This is a genomic window from Aminobacter ciceronei (assembly GCF_014138625.1).
GTDB classification, from domain to species: Bacteria; Pseudomonadota; Alphaproteobacteria; order Rhizobiales; family Rhizobiaceae; genus Aminobacter; species Aminobacter ciceronei.
Window position 1 is genome coordinate 136,494 of record NZ_JACJHY010000009.1, and the last position, 14,792, is coordinate 151,285.

At 63.3% G+C, this 14,792-nt stretch carries 16 protein-coding genes; 10 read left to right on the top strand and 6 right to left on the bottom strand.

The genetic code is table 11. The features are described 5' to 3' along the window. Positions 1-57 precede the first annotated feature (57 nt). The 6 genes from radC to HNQ95_RS11700 all read right to left on the bottom strand — a co-directional run bounded on the left by radC (position 58) and on the right by HNQ95_RS11700 (position 4,386). Positions 58-810 (bottom strand): RadC family protein, encoded by a 753-nt coding sequence (radC, locus tag HNQ95_RS11675; protein ID WP_182574079.1) that lies wholly within the window; start codon positions 808-810, stop codon positions 58-60. A 122-nt stretch (positions 811-932) separates the two neighbouring features. Next, positions 933-1,760: a type I methionyl aminopeptidase gene (gene map / locus HNQ95_RS11680; RefSeq protein WP_067961656.1), complete on the bottom strand. Its 828-nt coding sequence runs from the start codon at positions 1,758-1,760 to the stop codon at positions 933-935. Positions 1,761-1,900: 140 nt separating this feature from the next. Further along, entirely contained in the window at positions 1,901-2,602 is a 702-nt protein-coding gene (locus HNQ95_RS11685) for an SH3 domain-containing protein (protein ID WP_182574078.1), read from the bottom strand. Positions 2,603-2,674: 72 nt separating this feature from the next. Further along, a complete protein-coding gene (locus tag HNQ95_RS11690; protein ID WP_256441228.1) occupies positions 2,675-2,947 on the bottom strand; it encodes an alkylphosphonate utilization protein in 273 nt (90 codons plus the stop codon). 27 nt (positions 2,948-2,974) lie between these two features. Continuing rightward, complete coding sequence (locus tag HNQ95_RS11695) at positions 2,975-3,151, bottom strand: hypothetical protein (protein ID WP_182585789.1); 177 nt, start codon at positions 3,149-3,151, stop codon at positions 2,975-2,977. Positions 3,152-3,354: 203 nt separating this feature from the next. Next, positions 3,355-4,386 (bottom strand): LacI family DNA-binding transcriptional regulator, encoded by a 1,032-nt coding sequence (locus HNQ95_RS11700; RefSeq protein WP_182574077.1) that lies wholly within the window; start codon positions 4,384-4,386, stop codon positions 3,355-3,357. 275 nt (positions 4,387-4,661) lie between these two features. On the opposite strand from HNQ95_RS11700, the gene HNQ95_RS11705 reads away from it, so the two are divergent. The 10 genes from HNQ95_RS11705 to HNQ95_RS11750 all read left to right on the top strand — a co-directional run bounded on the left by HNQ95_RS11705 (position 4,662) and on the right by HNQ95_RS11750 (position 14,753). After that, positions 4,662-5,996, top strand: coding sequence for an ABC transporter substrate-binding protein (locus HNQ95_RS11705; RefSeq protein WP_182574076.1), 1,335 nt, complete (start codon positions 4,662-4,664; stop codon positions 5,994-5,996). A gap of 105 nt (positions 5,997-6,101) precedes the next feature. After that, the gene (locus tag HNQ95_RS11710; protein ID WP_067961667.1) at positions 6,102-7,049 is read left to right on the top strand and encodes a carbohydrate ABC transporter permease; all 948 of its coding nucleotides are present in this window, start codon (positions 6,102-6,104) and stop codon (positions 7,047-7,049) included. Then, complete coding sequence (locus HNQ95_RS11715; protein ID WP_067961669.1) at positions 7,046-7,987, top strand: carbohydrate ABC transporter permease; 942 nt, start codon at positions 7,046-7,048, stop codon at positions 7,985-7,987. Before HNQ95_RS11710 ends, HNQ95_RS11715 begins: the two co-directional genes overlap by 4 nt. Next, the gene (locus HNQ95_RS11720) at positions 7,984-8,172 is read left to right on the top strand and encodes a hypothetical protein (RefSeq protein ID WP_067961671.1); all 189 of its coding nucleotides are present in this window, start codon (positions 7,984-7,986) and stop codon (positions 8,170-8,172) included. Before HNQ95_RS11715 ends, HNQ95_RS11720 begins: the two co-directional genes overlap by 4 nt. A gap of 4 nt (positions 8,173-8,176) precedes the next feature. After that, positions 8,177-9,274, top strand: coding sequence for an ABC transporter ATP-binding protein (locus HNQ95_RS11725; RefSeq protein WP_182574075.1), 1,098 nt, complete (start codon positions 8,177-8,179; stop codon positions 9,272-9,274). Beyond that, complete coding sequence (locus tag HNQ95_RS11730) at positions 9,267-10,262, top strand: ABC transporter ATP-binding protein (RefSeq protein WP_067961675.1); 996 nt, start codon at positions 9,267-9,269, stop codon at positions 10,260-10,262. The genes HNQ95_RS11725 and HNQ95_RS11730 overlap by 8 nt, the downstream gene beginning before the upstream one ends. Before the next feature lie 13 nt (positions 10,263-10,275). Continuing rightward, positions 10,276-11,895, top strand: a complete 1,620-nt coding sequence (locus HNQ95_RS11735) for a dihydroxyacetone kinase subunit DhaK (RefSeq protein ID WP_154384135.1) — start codon at positions 10,276-10,278, stop codon at positions 11,893-11,895. 172 nt (positions 11,896-12,067) lie between these two features. Then, positions 12,068-12,964: a helix-turn-helix transcriptional regulator gene (locus HNQ95_RS34070; RefSeq protein WP_154384136.1), complete on the top strand. Its 897-nt coding sequence runs from the start codon at positions 12,068-12,070 to the stop codon at positions 12,962-12,964. Between the two features lie 219 nt (positions 12,965-13,183). After that, complete coding sequence (locus tag HNQ95_RS11745) at positions 13,184-13,693, top strand: GlcG/HbpS family heme-binding protein (protein ID WP_210283753.1); 510 nt, start codon at positions 13,184-13,186, stop codon at positions 13,691-13,693. 10 nt (positions 13,694-13,703) lie between these two features. Beyond that, positions 13,704-14,753, top strand: a complete 1,050-nt coding sequence (locus HNQ95_RS11750) for an alpha/beta fold hydrolase (RefSeq protein ID WP_154384137.1) — start codon at positions 13,704-13,706, stop codon at positions 14,751-14,753. The last annotated feature ends 39 nt before the right edge of the window (positions 14,754-14,792 follow it).

Genomic DNA, 14,792 nt, shown 5'->3' on the forward strand with positions numbered 1-14,792 from the left:
CCTTTTTTGATTCTGTCTTCGTCGAAAGCTGTTCCGGCCAATGCCTGCTGCGCACGTCTAGATCAGCAGCAGCCCCTTCATGCTGGCAAAGCCCTTCTTGCCGATAATGATGTGGTCGTGCACGGCGATGCCGAGCGGCCTGGCGATGTCGATGATGGTCTTGGTCATGTCGATGTCGGCGCGTGAAGGTGTCGGGTCGCCGGACGGGTGGTTGTGCACGAGGATGACAGCAGTGGCCGACAGCTCAAGCGCGCGCTTGATGACCTCGCGGGGATAAACCGGCGTATGGTCGACGGTGCCCGTTTGTTGCACCTCGTCGGCGATCAGCACGTTTTTCTTGTCGAGGAACAGGATGCGGAACTGCTCGCGCTCTTCGAACGCCATCGCTGCCCGGCAATAGTCGAGCACCTGGTTCCACGACGACAACACCTCGCGGCCGCTGATTTCGCCGCGCGCCATGCGCGTGGCCGAGGCGGCGATGATCTTGAGGTCGAGAGCCACTGCCGGCCCGACGCCCTTGACCTCCTGCAGCAGGTTGACTGGTGCGCCCAGCATTTCGGCGAGTGTGCCGAAGCGGGCGAGCAGGGCTTTGGCGACAGGCTTGGTGTCGGCGCGCGGGATCAGCCTGAACAGCAAGAGTTCGAGCAGTTCATAGTCGGCGAGGGCGTCGCCGCCGCTTGCCGAGAAACGCGCGCGCAGACGCTCGCGATGGCCGAGATAGTGGGGTTTCTCCGGCTCAGTGTCGCGCTTGGGCTGCGGCAGCGACCGCTCGCCAAAGAAACCGCGCTCGTCGTGATCGTCGCTCGCCATGCCCAGTATGTCGCCCCCGCCGGCGCGATCGCCTGTGCGTTCGAACGAACGCAGCTAGGACGCTCTCCCCAAGTTGACACATCGTGCTTGTGCGGGCCGATGCGCTTGCCGGCGAGGTGATCTTATGCGGGCAGGCCCGGTCGGTCGAGCCCTTTGGGCGAGAGTGTGAAAATCTCGCAGCCTGTGGCCGTAACGCCGACCGTATGCTCGTACTGGGCCGAAAGCGAGCGGTCGCGGGTGACCGCCGTCCAGCCGTCCGACAACACCTTCACATGCGGCCGGCCGAGATTGATCATCGGCTCGATGGTGAAGATCATGCCCTGGCGCATCTCGACGCCTTCATTGGCATTGCCGTAGTGCAGGATGTTCGGTGCGTCGTGGAACAACGCGCCGACGCCATGGCCGCAGAAATCGCGCACCACCGAGCAGCGCTCAGCTTCGGCATAGGTCTGGATGGCAGCACCGATCGCGCCGGTACGGACACCTGGACGGACAGCCGCGATGCCGCGCATCAGGCATTCGTGGGTGACTTCGAGCAGCCGCTCGGCGGCGCGCTTGATGGTGCCGACCGGGTACATCCGGCTCGAATCGCCGTGCCAGCCGTCGAGGATGTAGGTGACGTCGATGTTGACGACGTCGCCGTCCTTGAGCGGTTTGTTGTCGGGGATGCCGTGGCAGACGACATGATTGATCGAGGTGCAAGACGACTTGGTGTAGCCGCGATAGTTCAGCGTCGCCGGGAGCGCGCCGTGATCCATGCCGTATTCGAAGACGAAACGGTCGATGGCGTCGGTTGTAACCCCTGGAGCAACGCGGTCGACCAGCTCATCGAGGCAGCTGGCGGTGAGCTGGCACGCCTTGCGCATGCCTTCAAAAGCCTCGGCGCCGTAAAGGCGGATCTGGCCGGTGTTCCTGAGGGGCGCCGTGGCGGCGTCGAGATAGCTGACCATTGACCTCTACCGGGTAACCTTTTGGGTGCTCGCAGCACCTGCGAGACGAGCCGCAGATTTGGCACCGGATGCGTCCGGTTTCAACCCGCAATGCCCGATCAGGCATGATATCGGCTGTTTCAGAGGCGAATTTAGGCGGCTCAGCCCGGCGTGGCGGTGTTGGCGGCGTGGCCGAGCGTCTGTTTCGGGCGAGGGGCGGCAGGATCCGCCGGTCGCAGCAGGTCGCCATGCAACCAACCCTTGCGTCCCGAGGCCGACACAAGCGTCCATTTGCCGTCACGGGCGAACACCCTGACACTCTCGCCCTGCTTGAGACTTGACGTGACGGGGGCGGAAACGCTTGGGCGCTGGCGCAGATAGACCGTGGTGCTGGTATAGAGCACGTTGAGCGCGGCAGCGCCGGTGCTCGTCGATTTCGGCGCCGGCTCCTTTGCTGTCGATTTCGGCCGCGGCAATGGCGTGGGCGGGCGTGTGATCGAGGCCGTCTCGATGTCGGCGGCAGGCTTGCGTGGCGTCCTTTCTCTGGCCGCAGGCGCCGTGGCTGCCGCCTTCTTAGTTGGAACCTCTGCCTTGGGCTTCGGCGCGGCAGCCAGCTTGCGCAGTTCGACATCCACCTTGGGGCGCGCCACGTCAGCTTGTGGCCGTGGCGCGACATTGACCTTCGGCCTGGTGACGGTGACGTCCTTGCGCTCGGTGGTTTCCGCCCTGGACTTGTTGGCTGCCCTGGCCGGGCGATCGTCGAAGCGCGCCTTGCTGGGCAAGTCCTGTGTCATCGCCCAGCCGCCGGCAGCAAGTGCGCCGAGCACCAACCATCTCAACTTGGGAAGGGCGAATCCAGACATGCGCTGAGTCTGGACTTCAGAGCTTAAAACCGCGTTGACGCTGGTCTATCGGCGCGGCGCAGCGTTGGCGGCTCAGGCCTTCTTCACAAACTCGGTTTTCAGCACCAGCCCCTTGACCTGCTTGGTGTTGCATTCGATCTCGCCGTGATTGCCGTTCAAGCGAATGTTCTTGACGAGCGTGCCGCGCTTGATCGTCTCGGAGGTCCCCTTGACCTTAAGGTCCTTGATCAGCGTAACGGAATCGCCTTCATTCAGCTGAGTGCCGTTGCTGTCTTTGACGATGATCTCGGACATGTCTTTTCCTTCCGCTGCAGCTCGATATGTCCGTCTGCAGTAGGTCGTCAAAGCGGTGACGTAAAGGGGGCACGCCTGTTATGGACCAGGCGCGGGAGCTTCAGCCGGTTCGCAAGGCGGCTGACCTTTGAAGTCGCGCGCCATGCAGCCGTATTTGTCGAATGTCTGGCCGCCGGTCCTCGCCGCTTTCGCCATGCCGCAGGCCGACAGGGTCAGGCAGGCGAGCAGGGCGACCGTTATTCTTGTGGCATGCATCGCGCTTCTTCCGGTTTGGCGGTCAGGTGAATCGCAGGTCGCGGCTGGACGGCGTCAAGATATGGCAAAGCCTTTGCCGTCGCCACATGCGCGACTTGCAGTTGAACTGTAAGTGATTGGAGGCACCTGACAGGATGCGCCTCAGCGCCGGAGATGAGCCGCCTTTACCTTCGACAGTTGGGGTACGCGCTGTGCTCTCCCGGTCAATCGAACTGCAGATTCTCCTTGAGCACCACTTCGATGCGGATGCGCTCCTGGGAGGCGAGAGGTTCGCGGTGGTCGGAACGGGCGCGCAGGATGCGCAGCGCGCTGCGGACGGCGTGGCCGGGGTCCTGGGCGATGACGGCGTCGATGCGTTCGTCCATCAGCGCCTGCTCGCTGAACGGGGTTCGCTCATGGGCGACGACGGTGAGCGCGCGGGCGCCTTGCGTGTTCCACACCGCCGTCAGCGGGATGCGGGCCTCGGAGCTCAGGACATAGACGGCGACCGTGTCGGGGTTGTGCTCCAAGGTGCGCCGGATGATCAGTTCGGCGCGCTTTTCGTCGCCATAAGTCTCCAGCGACGGCAGGCTTTCGAGATGCGGGAACTGGGCGTTGATGATGCTGTCGAAGCCGAGGCGGCGCTGGATGCTGTCGAGGGCCATCATGGTTTCGGCAACGACCATGATCTTGCCCGGACGTTCGCAGAGGAAACGGCCGGTGATCTTGCCGGCGGTGGCGCCAGCGGCAAAATTGTCGACGCCGACATAGTCGGCGCTCTCAAGTCGCTCCTGGCCCGACAGGAACTGCACCACCCGAACACCGCGCTCGACCAGCCGCAGCATCGCGTCGCGCACTTGCGGTGACTCGGGCGCCATGACGGCAACGCCGTCGACCGTGTCGTGGTCAATGGCCGTGAGGTATTTGGCGACATGGTGTGGGTCGCTCATGGCGATCTGCACGGCTTCCACGTCGGTCGAATCGGCGCGGAGTGCCTCCGTCGCTTCGCCGGCGCGGGCGATGAGTTCGGCAAGATACTGGTCACCTGACGTCGGCAGGACGAAGCGGAAGCGGTATGTCTTGTTGCGGGCCAACGCCACGGCGGCGGGGTTGCGCATGAAGCCGATGCGCTCGATCGCCTCGGCCACGCTCCTCGCCGCCTTTGGGCTGACATTCGGTCGCTCATTGAGGACGCGGTCGACGGTCGCGAGGCTGACGCCCGCGGCTTCTGCCAGGTCTCTCGCGGTTGGCCGCATCCTCGACTCTCTTCCCGATCATGTCGTCTTCGGGCGATTTCTCCAACAAAACCAGATGAAAATCAAGTTTTGAGGTGCGTGCCTCAAAATTCGCTTGCATTGAGGTGCGCACCTCAATTAAGACTCTCATGGTGGTCGCCGGGAGGACTGAGCGAGCCACGCAGGCGGCGCGGAGGAGACTGGCCCGCCAGGAAGATCGTTTCCGCGTCAGGTGCCCCAAGCGGGCGTTTTCATCTTCCGATGGAGGTCGGAAGGATGGGAGGGAGGTCCCAGCCATGACAATTCGCCATGTGAGATCATTGGCCGCTTTCGGCGCCGTTTTGGCTGCCGGCGTGGCGGGAACAAGCCAGGCCAGCGCAAAGGACCTGACGCTGTGCTGGGCCGCCTGGGACCCGGCCAACGCGCTGGTCGAGCTGAGCAAGGATTTCGAGGCCAAGAGCGGCGTCAAGATGAAGTTCGAGTTCGTGCCGTGGCCGAACTTCGCTGACCGCATGCTCAACGAGCTGAACTCGGGCGGCAAGCTCTGCGACCTGATGATCGGCGACAGCCAGTGGATCGGTGGCGCGGCAGAGAACGGCCAATATGTGAAGCTCAACGATTTCTTCGACAAGGAAGGAATCAAGATGGACGACTTCATTCCGGCGACCGTCGTCGGTTATGCCGAATGGCCGAAGAATTCGCCGAACTACTGGGCGCTGCCGGCCTTCGGCGATGTCATCGGCTGGAGCTATCGCAAGGACTGGTTCGCGCGGCCCGAGCTGCAGACCGAGTTCAAGAAGAAATACGGCCGTGACCTCGCCGTGCCAAAAACCTTCGCCGAGCTCAAGGACATCGCCGAGTTCTTCCAGAAGCGCGAGATCGACGGCAAGACTGTCTATGGTGCTGGGATCTACACCGAGCGCGGGTCCGAAGGCATCACCATGGGCGCGATGGACGTGCTCTACAGCTTCGGCTTCCAGTACGAGAACCCCGACAAGCCTTACGAGCTCGATGGGTTCGTCAATTCGGCCAAGGCGGTGCAGGGGCTGGAATTCTACAAGCAGCTCTATGATTGCTGTACGCCTCCCGGCCATTCCGACGCCTACATGTCCGAGGACATTGACGCCTACAAGTCGGGCCAGGTGGCGCTGCACATGAACTTCGCCTTCACCTGGCCCGGCATCAATGCCGATGCTAATGTCGGTGGCGACAAGTCGGGCTATTTCCCGAACCCGGCGGGTCCGGACGGGGTGGCCTTCGCCCAGCTCGGCGGCCAGGGCATCTCGGTGGTCTCGGCTTCGGAGAAGAAGGACGACGCGCTCGCCTACATCAAGTGGTTCGCCCAGCCCGAGGTCCAGCAGAAATGGTGGCAGATGGGCGGCTATTCGGCACTGCGCAAGGTCGTCGAGGATCCGGGCTTCGCCACCAGCCAGCCCTATGCCCAGACCTTCCTCGACTCGATGGCCATCGTGAAGGATTTCTGGGCGGAGCCGGCCTACGCCTCGCTGCTGCAGGCGACGCAGAAGCGCTTCCACGATTATGTCGTTGCCGGCCAGGGCTCCGCCCAGGATGCGCTCGACGGTCTCGCCAAGGACTGGACGCAGATCTTCGACGACGAAGGCAAGTACTGATCGCTGTAAAGCCCTGTCCCGCATCCTCCCAGCGGGCCATGCTACGGTGCGGGGCCGGCGCTTGCCGGCTCCGTCGCCGCACAGTTGATAATCAGGGGAATATCAATGCTGCATTCACCGGTGGATCGCGTCGCCGAAGCGACGCCGCACGCCATTGCCAAGCGTTTCCGGGGTCTGTCTGACCGTTCGCTCGCCTGGCTCTTCGTTGCTCCCTCAATCGTGCTCCTGCTCGCGGTCAACATCTTTCCGCTGATCTGGACGATCCGGCTGAGCTTCACCAATTTCCGCGTCAATCGACCCAATGCCGAGGTCGAGTTCGTCGGCCTGAAGAACTACATCAGCATCCTGTCCGACAAGGACATCTGGCTGACCATGCAGGCAACGGCCCACTTCCTGATCTGGACGCTGGTGCTGCAGGTGCTGATCGGCTTCTCGCTCGCCTATCTGATCAACAAGAAGTTCCGCGGCAATGATCTCTGGACGACGATCATCGTGCTGCCGATGATGCTGAGCCCGGCGGTCGTCGGAAATTTCTGGACCTTCCTCTACCAGCCGCAGATCGGCCTGTTCAATTATGCCATAGGCTTCCTGACGGGTGCCGATCCCTCCAGCTTCTCGATGATCGGCGACGTGGCGCTGGCGCCCTGGGCGATCGTCATCGTCGACACCTGGATGTGGACGCCCTTCGTCATGCTGATCTGCCTGGCGGGGCTGCGTTCCATTCCCGACAGCATCTATGAAGCCGCCGAATGCGACCGCGCCAGCAAATGGCGGCAGTTCTGGACCATCACCATCCCGCTGGTGCTGCCGTTCCTGATGCTCGCCGTTCTGTTCCGCGGCATCGAGAATTTCAAGATGTTCGACCTCGTCGTCCAGCTCACCGGCGGCGGTCCGGGTTCGATCACCGAGCTCACCTCGATCAACCTCAAGCGCGAAGCCTTCGAGAAGTGGCGCACCGGTTATGCCTCGGCCTATGCCGTCATCCTTTTCGTGACCGTCTTCGGTCTGGCTTCGATCTACGTCAAAGCCCTGAACAAGGTGAAAGAGCGATGAGCAGCTATTCCATCACCGAGCCGTCGCGCCGGCAGAAGTGGTTCGCCGGGGTACTTGTCGTCCTTTATGCGCTGATCACCATCTTGCCGCTGGTCTGGATCATCGGTACCAGCTTCAAGACCCCGTCGGATGCCATCGCCTATCCGCCCAAAACCTTCTTCACGCCGACGGTTGAAGGCTATGTCAATGTCTTCACCACCCGCACCCGGTTGACCGAGGAACAGTTGCAGGCGGTCGGCGAGCCCCAGACCTGGTACGACAGGCTTGTGCGCAAGGACGGGCTGGTCATCTCGGGACCGTCGCGCTTTGCCGAACGCTTCACCAATTCCGTCATCATCGGCTTCGGCTCGACCGTGCTCTGCATCGTGCTGGGGACAGCAGCCGCCTACGCCTTTTCGCGCTTCAAGGTGCCGCTGAAGGACGACCTTTTGTTCTTCATCCTGTCGACGCGGATGATGCCGCCGATCGCGGTCGCCATCCCGATCTTCCTGATGTTCCGCTCTCTCGGGCTGAGCGACACCCATGCCGGCATGATCCTGCTCTACACGGCGGTCAACCTGTCGCTGTCGGTCTGGCTGCTCAAGGGTTTCATCGACGAGATCCCGGTCGAATATGAGGAGGCGGCGCTGATCGACGGCTACACGCGCTTCCAGGCTTTCTACAAGGTCGTGCTGCCGCAGGCGGCGACCGGCATCGCCTCGACCGCGATCTTCTGCCTGATCTTCGCCTGGAACGAATACGCCTTTGCCGTGCTGCTGACCTCGGGCAATGCCCAGACCGCGCCGCCCTTCATTCCGACCATCATCGGCGTCAGCGGCCAGGATTGGCCGGCGGTCGCCGCGGGCGCGACGCTGTTCCTCGTGCCGGTCATGGTCTTCACCATTCTCCTGCGCAAGCACCTGTTGCGCGGCATCACCTTCGGAGCGGTACGCAAATGACCAGGTTCCTCGACGGATTGCTTCATTTCCGGCGCGGCGCCTGGGAGATGCTGGCCTCGGTGCTGATTGCCGCCGGCGTCGTCATGCTCATGCAGCCATTCGCCCTGGTCCTCTATTCCTGGTCCTTCCTCGTAACCCTGCTGGGCACAGTGATGTTCATCATCGTCAGCCATTTCCCGGAGTAGGCCCGTGGCACAGATCAGAATCCAGAATGTGCGCAAGGAGTTCGGCGCCTTCACCGCCGTGCGCTCATCGACCTTCACCATCGAGGACGGCGAGTTCTTCATGCTGCTCGGCCCCTCCGGCTGCGGCAAGACGACGACGCTCAGGATGATGGCGGGCCTCGAGCTGCCGACCTCGGGCGAGATCTTCATCGATGGCGAAGAGGTCGGCATGAAGCCGGCCAGCAAGCGCGACATCGCGTTCGTCTTCCAGATGTTCGCGCTCTACCCGCACATGAACGTGCGCAAGAACATCTCCTATCCGCTGGTCAGCCAGGGCATGAAGCGCGAGGAAGTGAAGACGCGTGTTCAGGAGGTCGCCCGCATCCTCAAGATCGAGAACATCCTCGATCGGCCGGTCGGCGGGCTGTCGGGCGGCGACCGTCAGCGAGTGGCGCTTGGCCGGGCTATCGTGAGGCAGCCAAAAGCCTTTTTCATGGATGAGCCGCTCGGCGCGCTCGATGCCGAATTTCGCGAGCACATGGCTGAGGAGCTGCGCGCGCTGCACGACCGCATGGGCGCAACGACGGTCTATGTCACGCATGACCAGCTGGAGGCCATGCAGATGGGCGACAAGATCGTCGTCATGAACCATGGCGTCGTCGAGCAGTTCGGCAAGCCGCAGCAGATCTACGACTGGCCGGCGACCAAGTTCGTCGCCCAGTTCATCGGCTCGCCATCCATGAACTTCCTCGATTTCGAAGGCATGATCGGCATTGGCGGCAAGTCGGTCGATCTCGGCGAGGCGAAGATCGAAGTGCCGGCCGCGCGGGAGGGGCGGGCCGGCAAGCTGACGCTCGGCGTTCGGCCCGAGCATGTCAGGTTCGCCACCGAGTCGGCATACAGGGGGCGAGTCACAGCGGTCGAATATCTAGGCACCACCCAGATCGTGACGCTGCGATCGAGCCACGGCGACCTCAAGGCGCGTATTCCCTCGGACCGGCCGGTCCGCGAGGGCGAGCTGGTCGGCCTCGCCTTCGACGCAAGGACGTTGTCACTGTTCGACGCCGAAACCGGCAAGGCGCTGCGATCGGACGCCAATGACGGAGTGCTGGGACATGGCTGAAGTGGTCCTTGAAAACGTGACCAAGAGCTTCGGTGGCACGGTCGCGCTCGACAATGTGTCACTGACCATCCCCGACGGCTCCTTCGTCGTGCTGCTCGGCCCGACGGGCGCCGGCAAGACGACGACTTTGCGCATGGTTTCGGGGCTCGATGTGCCCGACAGCGGCGAGGTCCATATCGGCGGACGCCTGATGAAGGGGCTGTCGCCGGCGGAGCGCAACGTGGCGATGGTGTTCCAGCAATATTCGCTCTATCCGCATCTGACGGTGCGGCAGAACCTTGAGTTTCCGCTGAAATCACCGCTGCTCAACACGCCACGCGATCTCATCGACCGGACCGTGAGGGAGGTCGCCGAGGTTCTGCAGATCGGCCACAAGCTCGACAACAAGGCGACCGCATTGTCGGGCGGCGAGATGCAGCGCGTCTCCATAGGCCGTGCGCTGGTGCGCAATCCGCAGATCTTCCTGATGGACGAGCCGCTGAGTTCGCTCGACGCCAAGCTGCGCGCCGACCTGCGCATCGAACTGAAGCGCATCCAGGCCAAGCTGGGGGCGACGCTGCTCTATGTCACCCACGACCAGATCGAGGCGATGACGATGGCGACCCATGTCGGCGTGCTGAACGAAGGCAAACTTGTGCAGTTCGGCTCGCCGCGCGAGGTCTATGAGCAGCCGGTCAGTGTCTATGCCGCAACCCGGCTCGGCCAGCCGCGCATCAACGTCCTGCCGGCCGACATCTTTGCCGGAGCGCCGTCGGGGGCGAAAAGCATTGGCCTGCGCCCCGAGCACATCGTTCAGGGCGAGGGCGAGGAGGCATTGGTCAAGCGCGTCGAGCATCTCGGCGACCAGACGCGGCTGCATCTCAACCTGAAGCGGCACGACCTCGTCACCGTCACCGATGCCCACACGCCGCTCAAGGGCGGCGAAACAATCCGGATCCAGCCGTCGCGGCCGCTCTACTTCGATGCGGCGGGCATGCGTTTAGCTTGAGGAGCAAGATTTCATGGCGCAATTCATAAACAGGCGCGAAGACGTCGTCACCGAGGCCATCGATGGGGTGCTGGCGCTGTCGGGCGGCGCGCTGACCCGCCTCGATGGCTATCCGCATATCCGCGTCGTGCTGCGCAGCGACTGGGACAGGTCCAAGGTGGCGATCGTCTCCGGCGGCGGCTCCGGCCATGAGCCGGCCCATGTCGGCTTCGTCGGCAAGGGCATGCTGACGGCCGCGGTCTGCGGCGACGTCTTTGCCTCGCCCAGCGTCGACGCCGTGCTCGCCGGCATCCTGGCGGTAACCGGTCCGGCTGGGTGCCTTTTGATCGTCAAGAACTACACCGGCGACAGGCTGAATTTCGGCCTCGCTGCCGAGCGCGCACGGGCCTTCGGCCTCAACGTTTCGATGGTCATCGTCGGCGACGACATCGCCTTGCCTGACCTGCCGCAGGCGCGCGGCGTCGCCGGCACGCTGTTCGTGCACAAGATTGCCGGTGCGCTCGCCGAACGTGGCGCTGACCTGGAGACGGTGACGGCGGCGGCGAAACATGTGATTGCGGGCACCCGCTCGATCGGCATGTCGCTCGACACCTGCAGCGTTCCTGGCTCGCCCAAGGAGGATCGCATTCCGCTCGGCAAGGCCGAACTCGGCCTCGGCATCCACGGCGAGGCCGGCGTTGAGCAGATCGACTTCGCCGGCGCGCGCGCCTCCGTCGCCACAATGGTCGAGCGGCTGGCGGCACTTATGGGCGAGGGACCACATGTCGTGCTCGTCAACAATCTCGGCGGTACCTCGGTGCTCGAAATGTCGGTGCTGGCGCATGACCTGCTGCAGTCGTCCATCGGTGACAGGATCACTCATGCCATCGGGCCGTCGCCGCTGATGACTTCGCTCGACATGCAGGGTATTTCCATTTCGGTATTTCCCGCCGACGCGACGGAACTGGAACTGCTGAAGGCGCCCGTCGCGATCCCGGCATGGCCCGGCGTCTCGCAGGTCAGGTCGCTCGTGGTCGCGCCCATGCCCGACGGGCTGACGCCGATCACGCCGATGCCGTCCAACCACGCGGGCACGCGCGCCTTCCTGGTCAATTGCTGCAACGTGCTGATCGCGGCCGAGCAGGACCTCAACGCGCTCGATGCCAAGTCGGGCGACGGTGACACAGGGTCGACGCTGGCCGGGGCCGCCCGCGCCCTGATCAGCGCCATCGACCGGCTGCCTTTGTCCGACCACACACAGCTTCTGCGCGCTATCGGCCAGGAACTGAGCCAGACCATGGGCGGCTCATCTGGCGTGCTGCTCGCCATCTTCTTCGCCGCAGCCGGCGACGGCGCCTCCAGCGGCCTGCCGATGCGTGAGGCGCTGCGGGCCGGGCTGGCGCGCATGCAGGAGATCGGCGGCGCGAAGATCGGCGATCGCACAATGGTCGACGCCCTGGCACCCGCCCTCGACGCCCTTGGCGACAGCCTGTCCGCCGCTGCCACGGCCGCCCGCAAGGGTGCCAACTACACTGCCACACTCACCCGCGCCAAAGCCGGTCGCGCCGCCTACATCAACGCCAGGCAGCTCGAGGGCCACATCGATCCCGGCGCGGAGGCTGTGGCACGGCTGTTTGAACATCTGGCAACCTAAAGAGCGTTGGCTGGTTTGGTGGGTTGGCGCGGAGAGGTGTCTGCGCTTGCCGATCAGGCCATCCAGGATTTGACTCATTGATGGGGCGGCATAGAGTCTGAATGAACGTCGTGTCGCCCTGTCCTTCAGCCGAACTTTTGGCCAGACACAGCGCGTCAGAGGGGAAGGGTTGGTGGACGGGCGAAACCAGGACACGTATCCAGCCTTTGCGGAAGACTTCCGCGGGGGCATCCTTGCCGCGCAGCGACAGCTGCGAAACCGCCTCCTCGATCGCAGCACCATTCGCTATCGCCATGCGCGCGACCTGGCCGCGCATATGCTGCTTCGTCTCGACGATTTGCCGGGGTGCTGGTCGGTCGCCACCAATTGGCTGCGGGCCGAGCTCGGATGCCAGCGGGTCGATACCGGTTTCGGGATGCGTGAGGCGAAGGACTATTTCCCGGGTTTTGCGGAAGCAAAGGACGCGAGCTTTGACGTTCCTTCGTTCGGATGCGGCAAGGCTGTCGACAACCGCGACGTCGCCATGCAGGCGATGTGGCTGGACCCTCGTCCGCTGATCTTTGCCGACATCAAGCAGGACCGCCGCGTCACCATGCGGCTGCGGCAAAGGATGTCCGGGGCGCGGACGAAATCGAAACTCGCCTGGGCGCTTCGCACCGAGCGCGGTGGCTACGGCCTGATCTGTGCCGACTGGACCGAACACCTGGTGCCCTGGGAATCCGGTCTCTACGATTGCTTCGAGCAGACCGTGACGGATGTCCTGAGCCCGATCATCGCCGTATCCAAGCAGATTGCCGACCAAGGCTCTCGTGGTGAGGTTGGAAAACCACAGGGATCCCTGGCCGCATATGCGGGCGTTTCGGACACTGCCTCACTTGCGACACTGACGGCGTCCGAACTGGAGATTGCACGGCTGGTTGCGAAGGGGATGAGCTACAAGGAGATCGCGCGGGTTCGCGACCGCTCACTTTCCACGATCGACCATCAGCTCAGGAGCATCCGGCAGAAGACCGGTGCCTCCAGTACATCGGCTTTGGTCAGCCTGCTTGCCCGGTCTGACTTGTCCTAGCCGGGAGCACTGCCGCACGCGCGGTCATCCGTTCTCGCCATTCTTACGCCGGTCATCGTAAAGTAAGCATTATCAATATGATATGCCGATGAACTGAAGTTTCGGCGAACTCTGGTCGGCATCGCGAATGTTCGCGATAGATGGCCACCAAGCATTCTTCGTAAGCTCCTTCGACGCTGAAGCCCCCAGACAGATGGCTTGGCCGAGGGAGGAGAAGAGATGAGCAAACGATTGCTTGTGGCAACGGCGCTGGTGGCATGGCTGCCGACGCTCAGTGCGGCCGAGGGGCTGGCCAAGCCCGTACTTGGTTATGAGGCGGCTGGACGGATGATCGCAGCCTGCTTCGCGGCACAGGCAGCCGCAGGACACGCCCAGGTCAATGTCGTCGTGGTCGACGATGGCGGACGGCTCATTGCCGCCGCGCGACAGGACGGGGCCTGCAAGGCCTGCACCGACATCGCGGAGAACAAGGCAACCACATCCGCGCTCTACGCCGCTCCGACCCGGGCCATGGCTGACCTGTCCTTTGGCGTGAAGCGCGATGGCGTGGGCGCGGGATTGCCGGGTGCGGCTTTTGTCCCGGGCCTTGTCGCCTTTGCCGGCGGTCTGCCCGTCAAGTCAGCCTCTGGTGACGTCATTGGCGGGATCGGTGTCAGCGGCGCCAGCGAAGACCAGGACGAAAGCTGCGCGCAGGTGGGCCTCGACGCTGTCGCGAAAAGCCTCGACTGAGGGCCTCACGATGATCGACAATCCGTATTACGGTCGTGAAACGCAGGGCGAGTTCAAGCTCTACGATCTCGGAAACCTGGTCCTTGAAGATGGTGAAACGCTGCGTGGCGCAAAACTCGCCTATCGCACCTTCGGTCGCCTCAACGCCGAGAAGTCCAACGCCATCCTGGTGACAACCTGGTTCTCCGGGACGGGCAAGGTGATGGCGGATGTCTATGTCGGCCGCGATCACGCGCTGAACCCCGACGAGTACTTCATCATTGTCGTCGACCAGATCGGCAGCGGGGTGTCGTCGTCGCCGCAGAACTCGCCGGCACCGCAATCCATGGCCAAGTTTCCGAAGCTGCGCATTGGGGACGATGTCAGGGCCCAACACAGGTTCGTGACAGAGCATTTCGGCATCGAACGGCTGGCACTGGTCGTCGGCGGGTCGATGGGCGGGCAGCAGGTCTATGAGTGGGCTGTGCGCTATCCCGACATGGTCGTGCGCGCAGCACCGATCGCGGCAACTGCCCGCATCTCGCATCACCAGGCCATCTTCGTCGATGTTTGCGCCGACGCGCTGATGTCCGATCCCGGCTGGAATGGCGGCTGGTACAATAGCGGCCATGACGTGCGCGACGGTATGGACCGCCTGGCGAGGATCGTGGCAACCCTGGGGTGGTCGCCGCAGTTCTACCAGGAGGAACGCTGGCGGAACGTGCTCGGCATGTCGTCGCCCGACGACTTCATCAACGGGGTGATGAAAGCCTACTTCGAACCCATGGATCCCAACGTGCTGCTCTGCGAAATGTGGAAGTGGCAGCGGGCCGATGTTTCCCGCCACACGGGCGGAGACCTCCCGACGGCACTGAAACGGATCACCGCCAAAACCTATGTCATGCCGATCAGTCACGACATGTTTTTCCCGCCGCACGAATGCGAAGCGGACTGTGCCTTGATCGAGCGTGCGGAACTGAAGCTCATCCACACCCCGGAAGGCCATATGGGCCTCAACGGATTTGAACCCGGCTACATCAGCCAGGTGGATGAGCATTTGAGGGCTCTTCTCAACAACTGAGACCAACAACAGGGACGCAACTCTTGGTCGGCGCCGATG

Coding starts and splice junctions, on each gene's coding strand:
- radC (WP_182574079.1), bottom strand. CDS start 810: ATGGCGAGCGACGATCACGACGAGCGCGGTTTCTTTGGCGAGCGGTCG.
- map (WP_067961656.1), bottom strand. CDS start 1,760: ATGGTCAGCTATCTCGACGCCGCCACGGCGCCCCTCAGGAACACCGGC.
- HNQ95_RS11685 (WP_182574078.1), bottom strand. CDS start 2,602: ATGTCTGGATTCGCCCTTCCCAAGTTGAGATGGTTGGTGCTCGGCGCA.
- HNQ95_RS11695 (WP_182585789.1), bottom strand. CDS start 3,151: ATGCATGCCACAAGAATAACGGTCGCCCTGCTCGCCTGCCTGACCCTG.
- HNQ95_RS11700 (WP_182574077.1), bottom strand. CDS start 4,386: ATGCGGCCAACCGCGAGAGACCTGGCAGAAGCCGCGGGCGTCAGCCTC.
- HNQ95_RS11705 (WP_182574076.1), top strand. CDS start 4,662: ATGACAATTCGCCATGTGAGATCATTGGCCGCTTTCGGCGCCGTTTTG.
- HNQ95_RS11710 (WP_067961667.1), top strand. CDS start 6,102: ATGCTGCATTCACCGGTGGATCGCGTCGCCGAAGCGACGCCGCACGCC.
- HNQ95_RS11715 (WP_067961669.1), top strand. CDS start 7,046: ATGAGCAGCTATTCCATCACCGAGCCGTCGCGCCGGCAGAAGTGGTTC.
- HNQ95_RS11720 (WP_067961671.1), top strand. CDS start 7,984: ATGACCAGGTTCCTCGACGGATTGCTTCATTTCCGGCGCGGCGCCTGG.
- HNQ95_RS11730 (WP_067961675.1), top strand. CDS start 9,267: ATGGCTGAAGTGGTCCTTGAAAACGTGACCAAGAGCTTCGGTGGCACG.
- HNQ95_RS11735 (WP_154384135.1), top strand. CDS start 10,276: ATGGCGCAATTCATAAACAGGCGCGAAGACGTCGTCACCGAGGCCATC.
- HNQ95_RS11745 (WP_210283753.1), top strand. CDS start 13,184: ATGAGCAAACGATTGCTTGTGGCAACGGCGCTGGTGGCATGGCTGCCG.
- HNQ95_RS11750 (WP_154384137.1), top strand. CDS start 13,704: ATGATCGACAATCCGTATTACGGTCGTGAAACGCAGGGCGAGTTCAAG.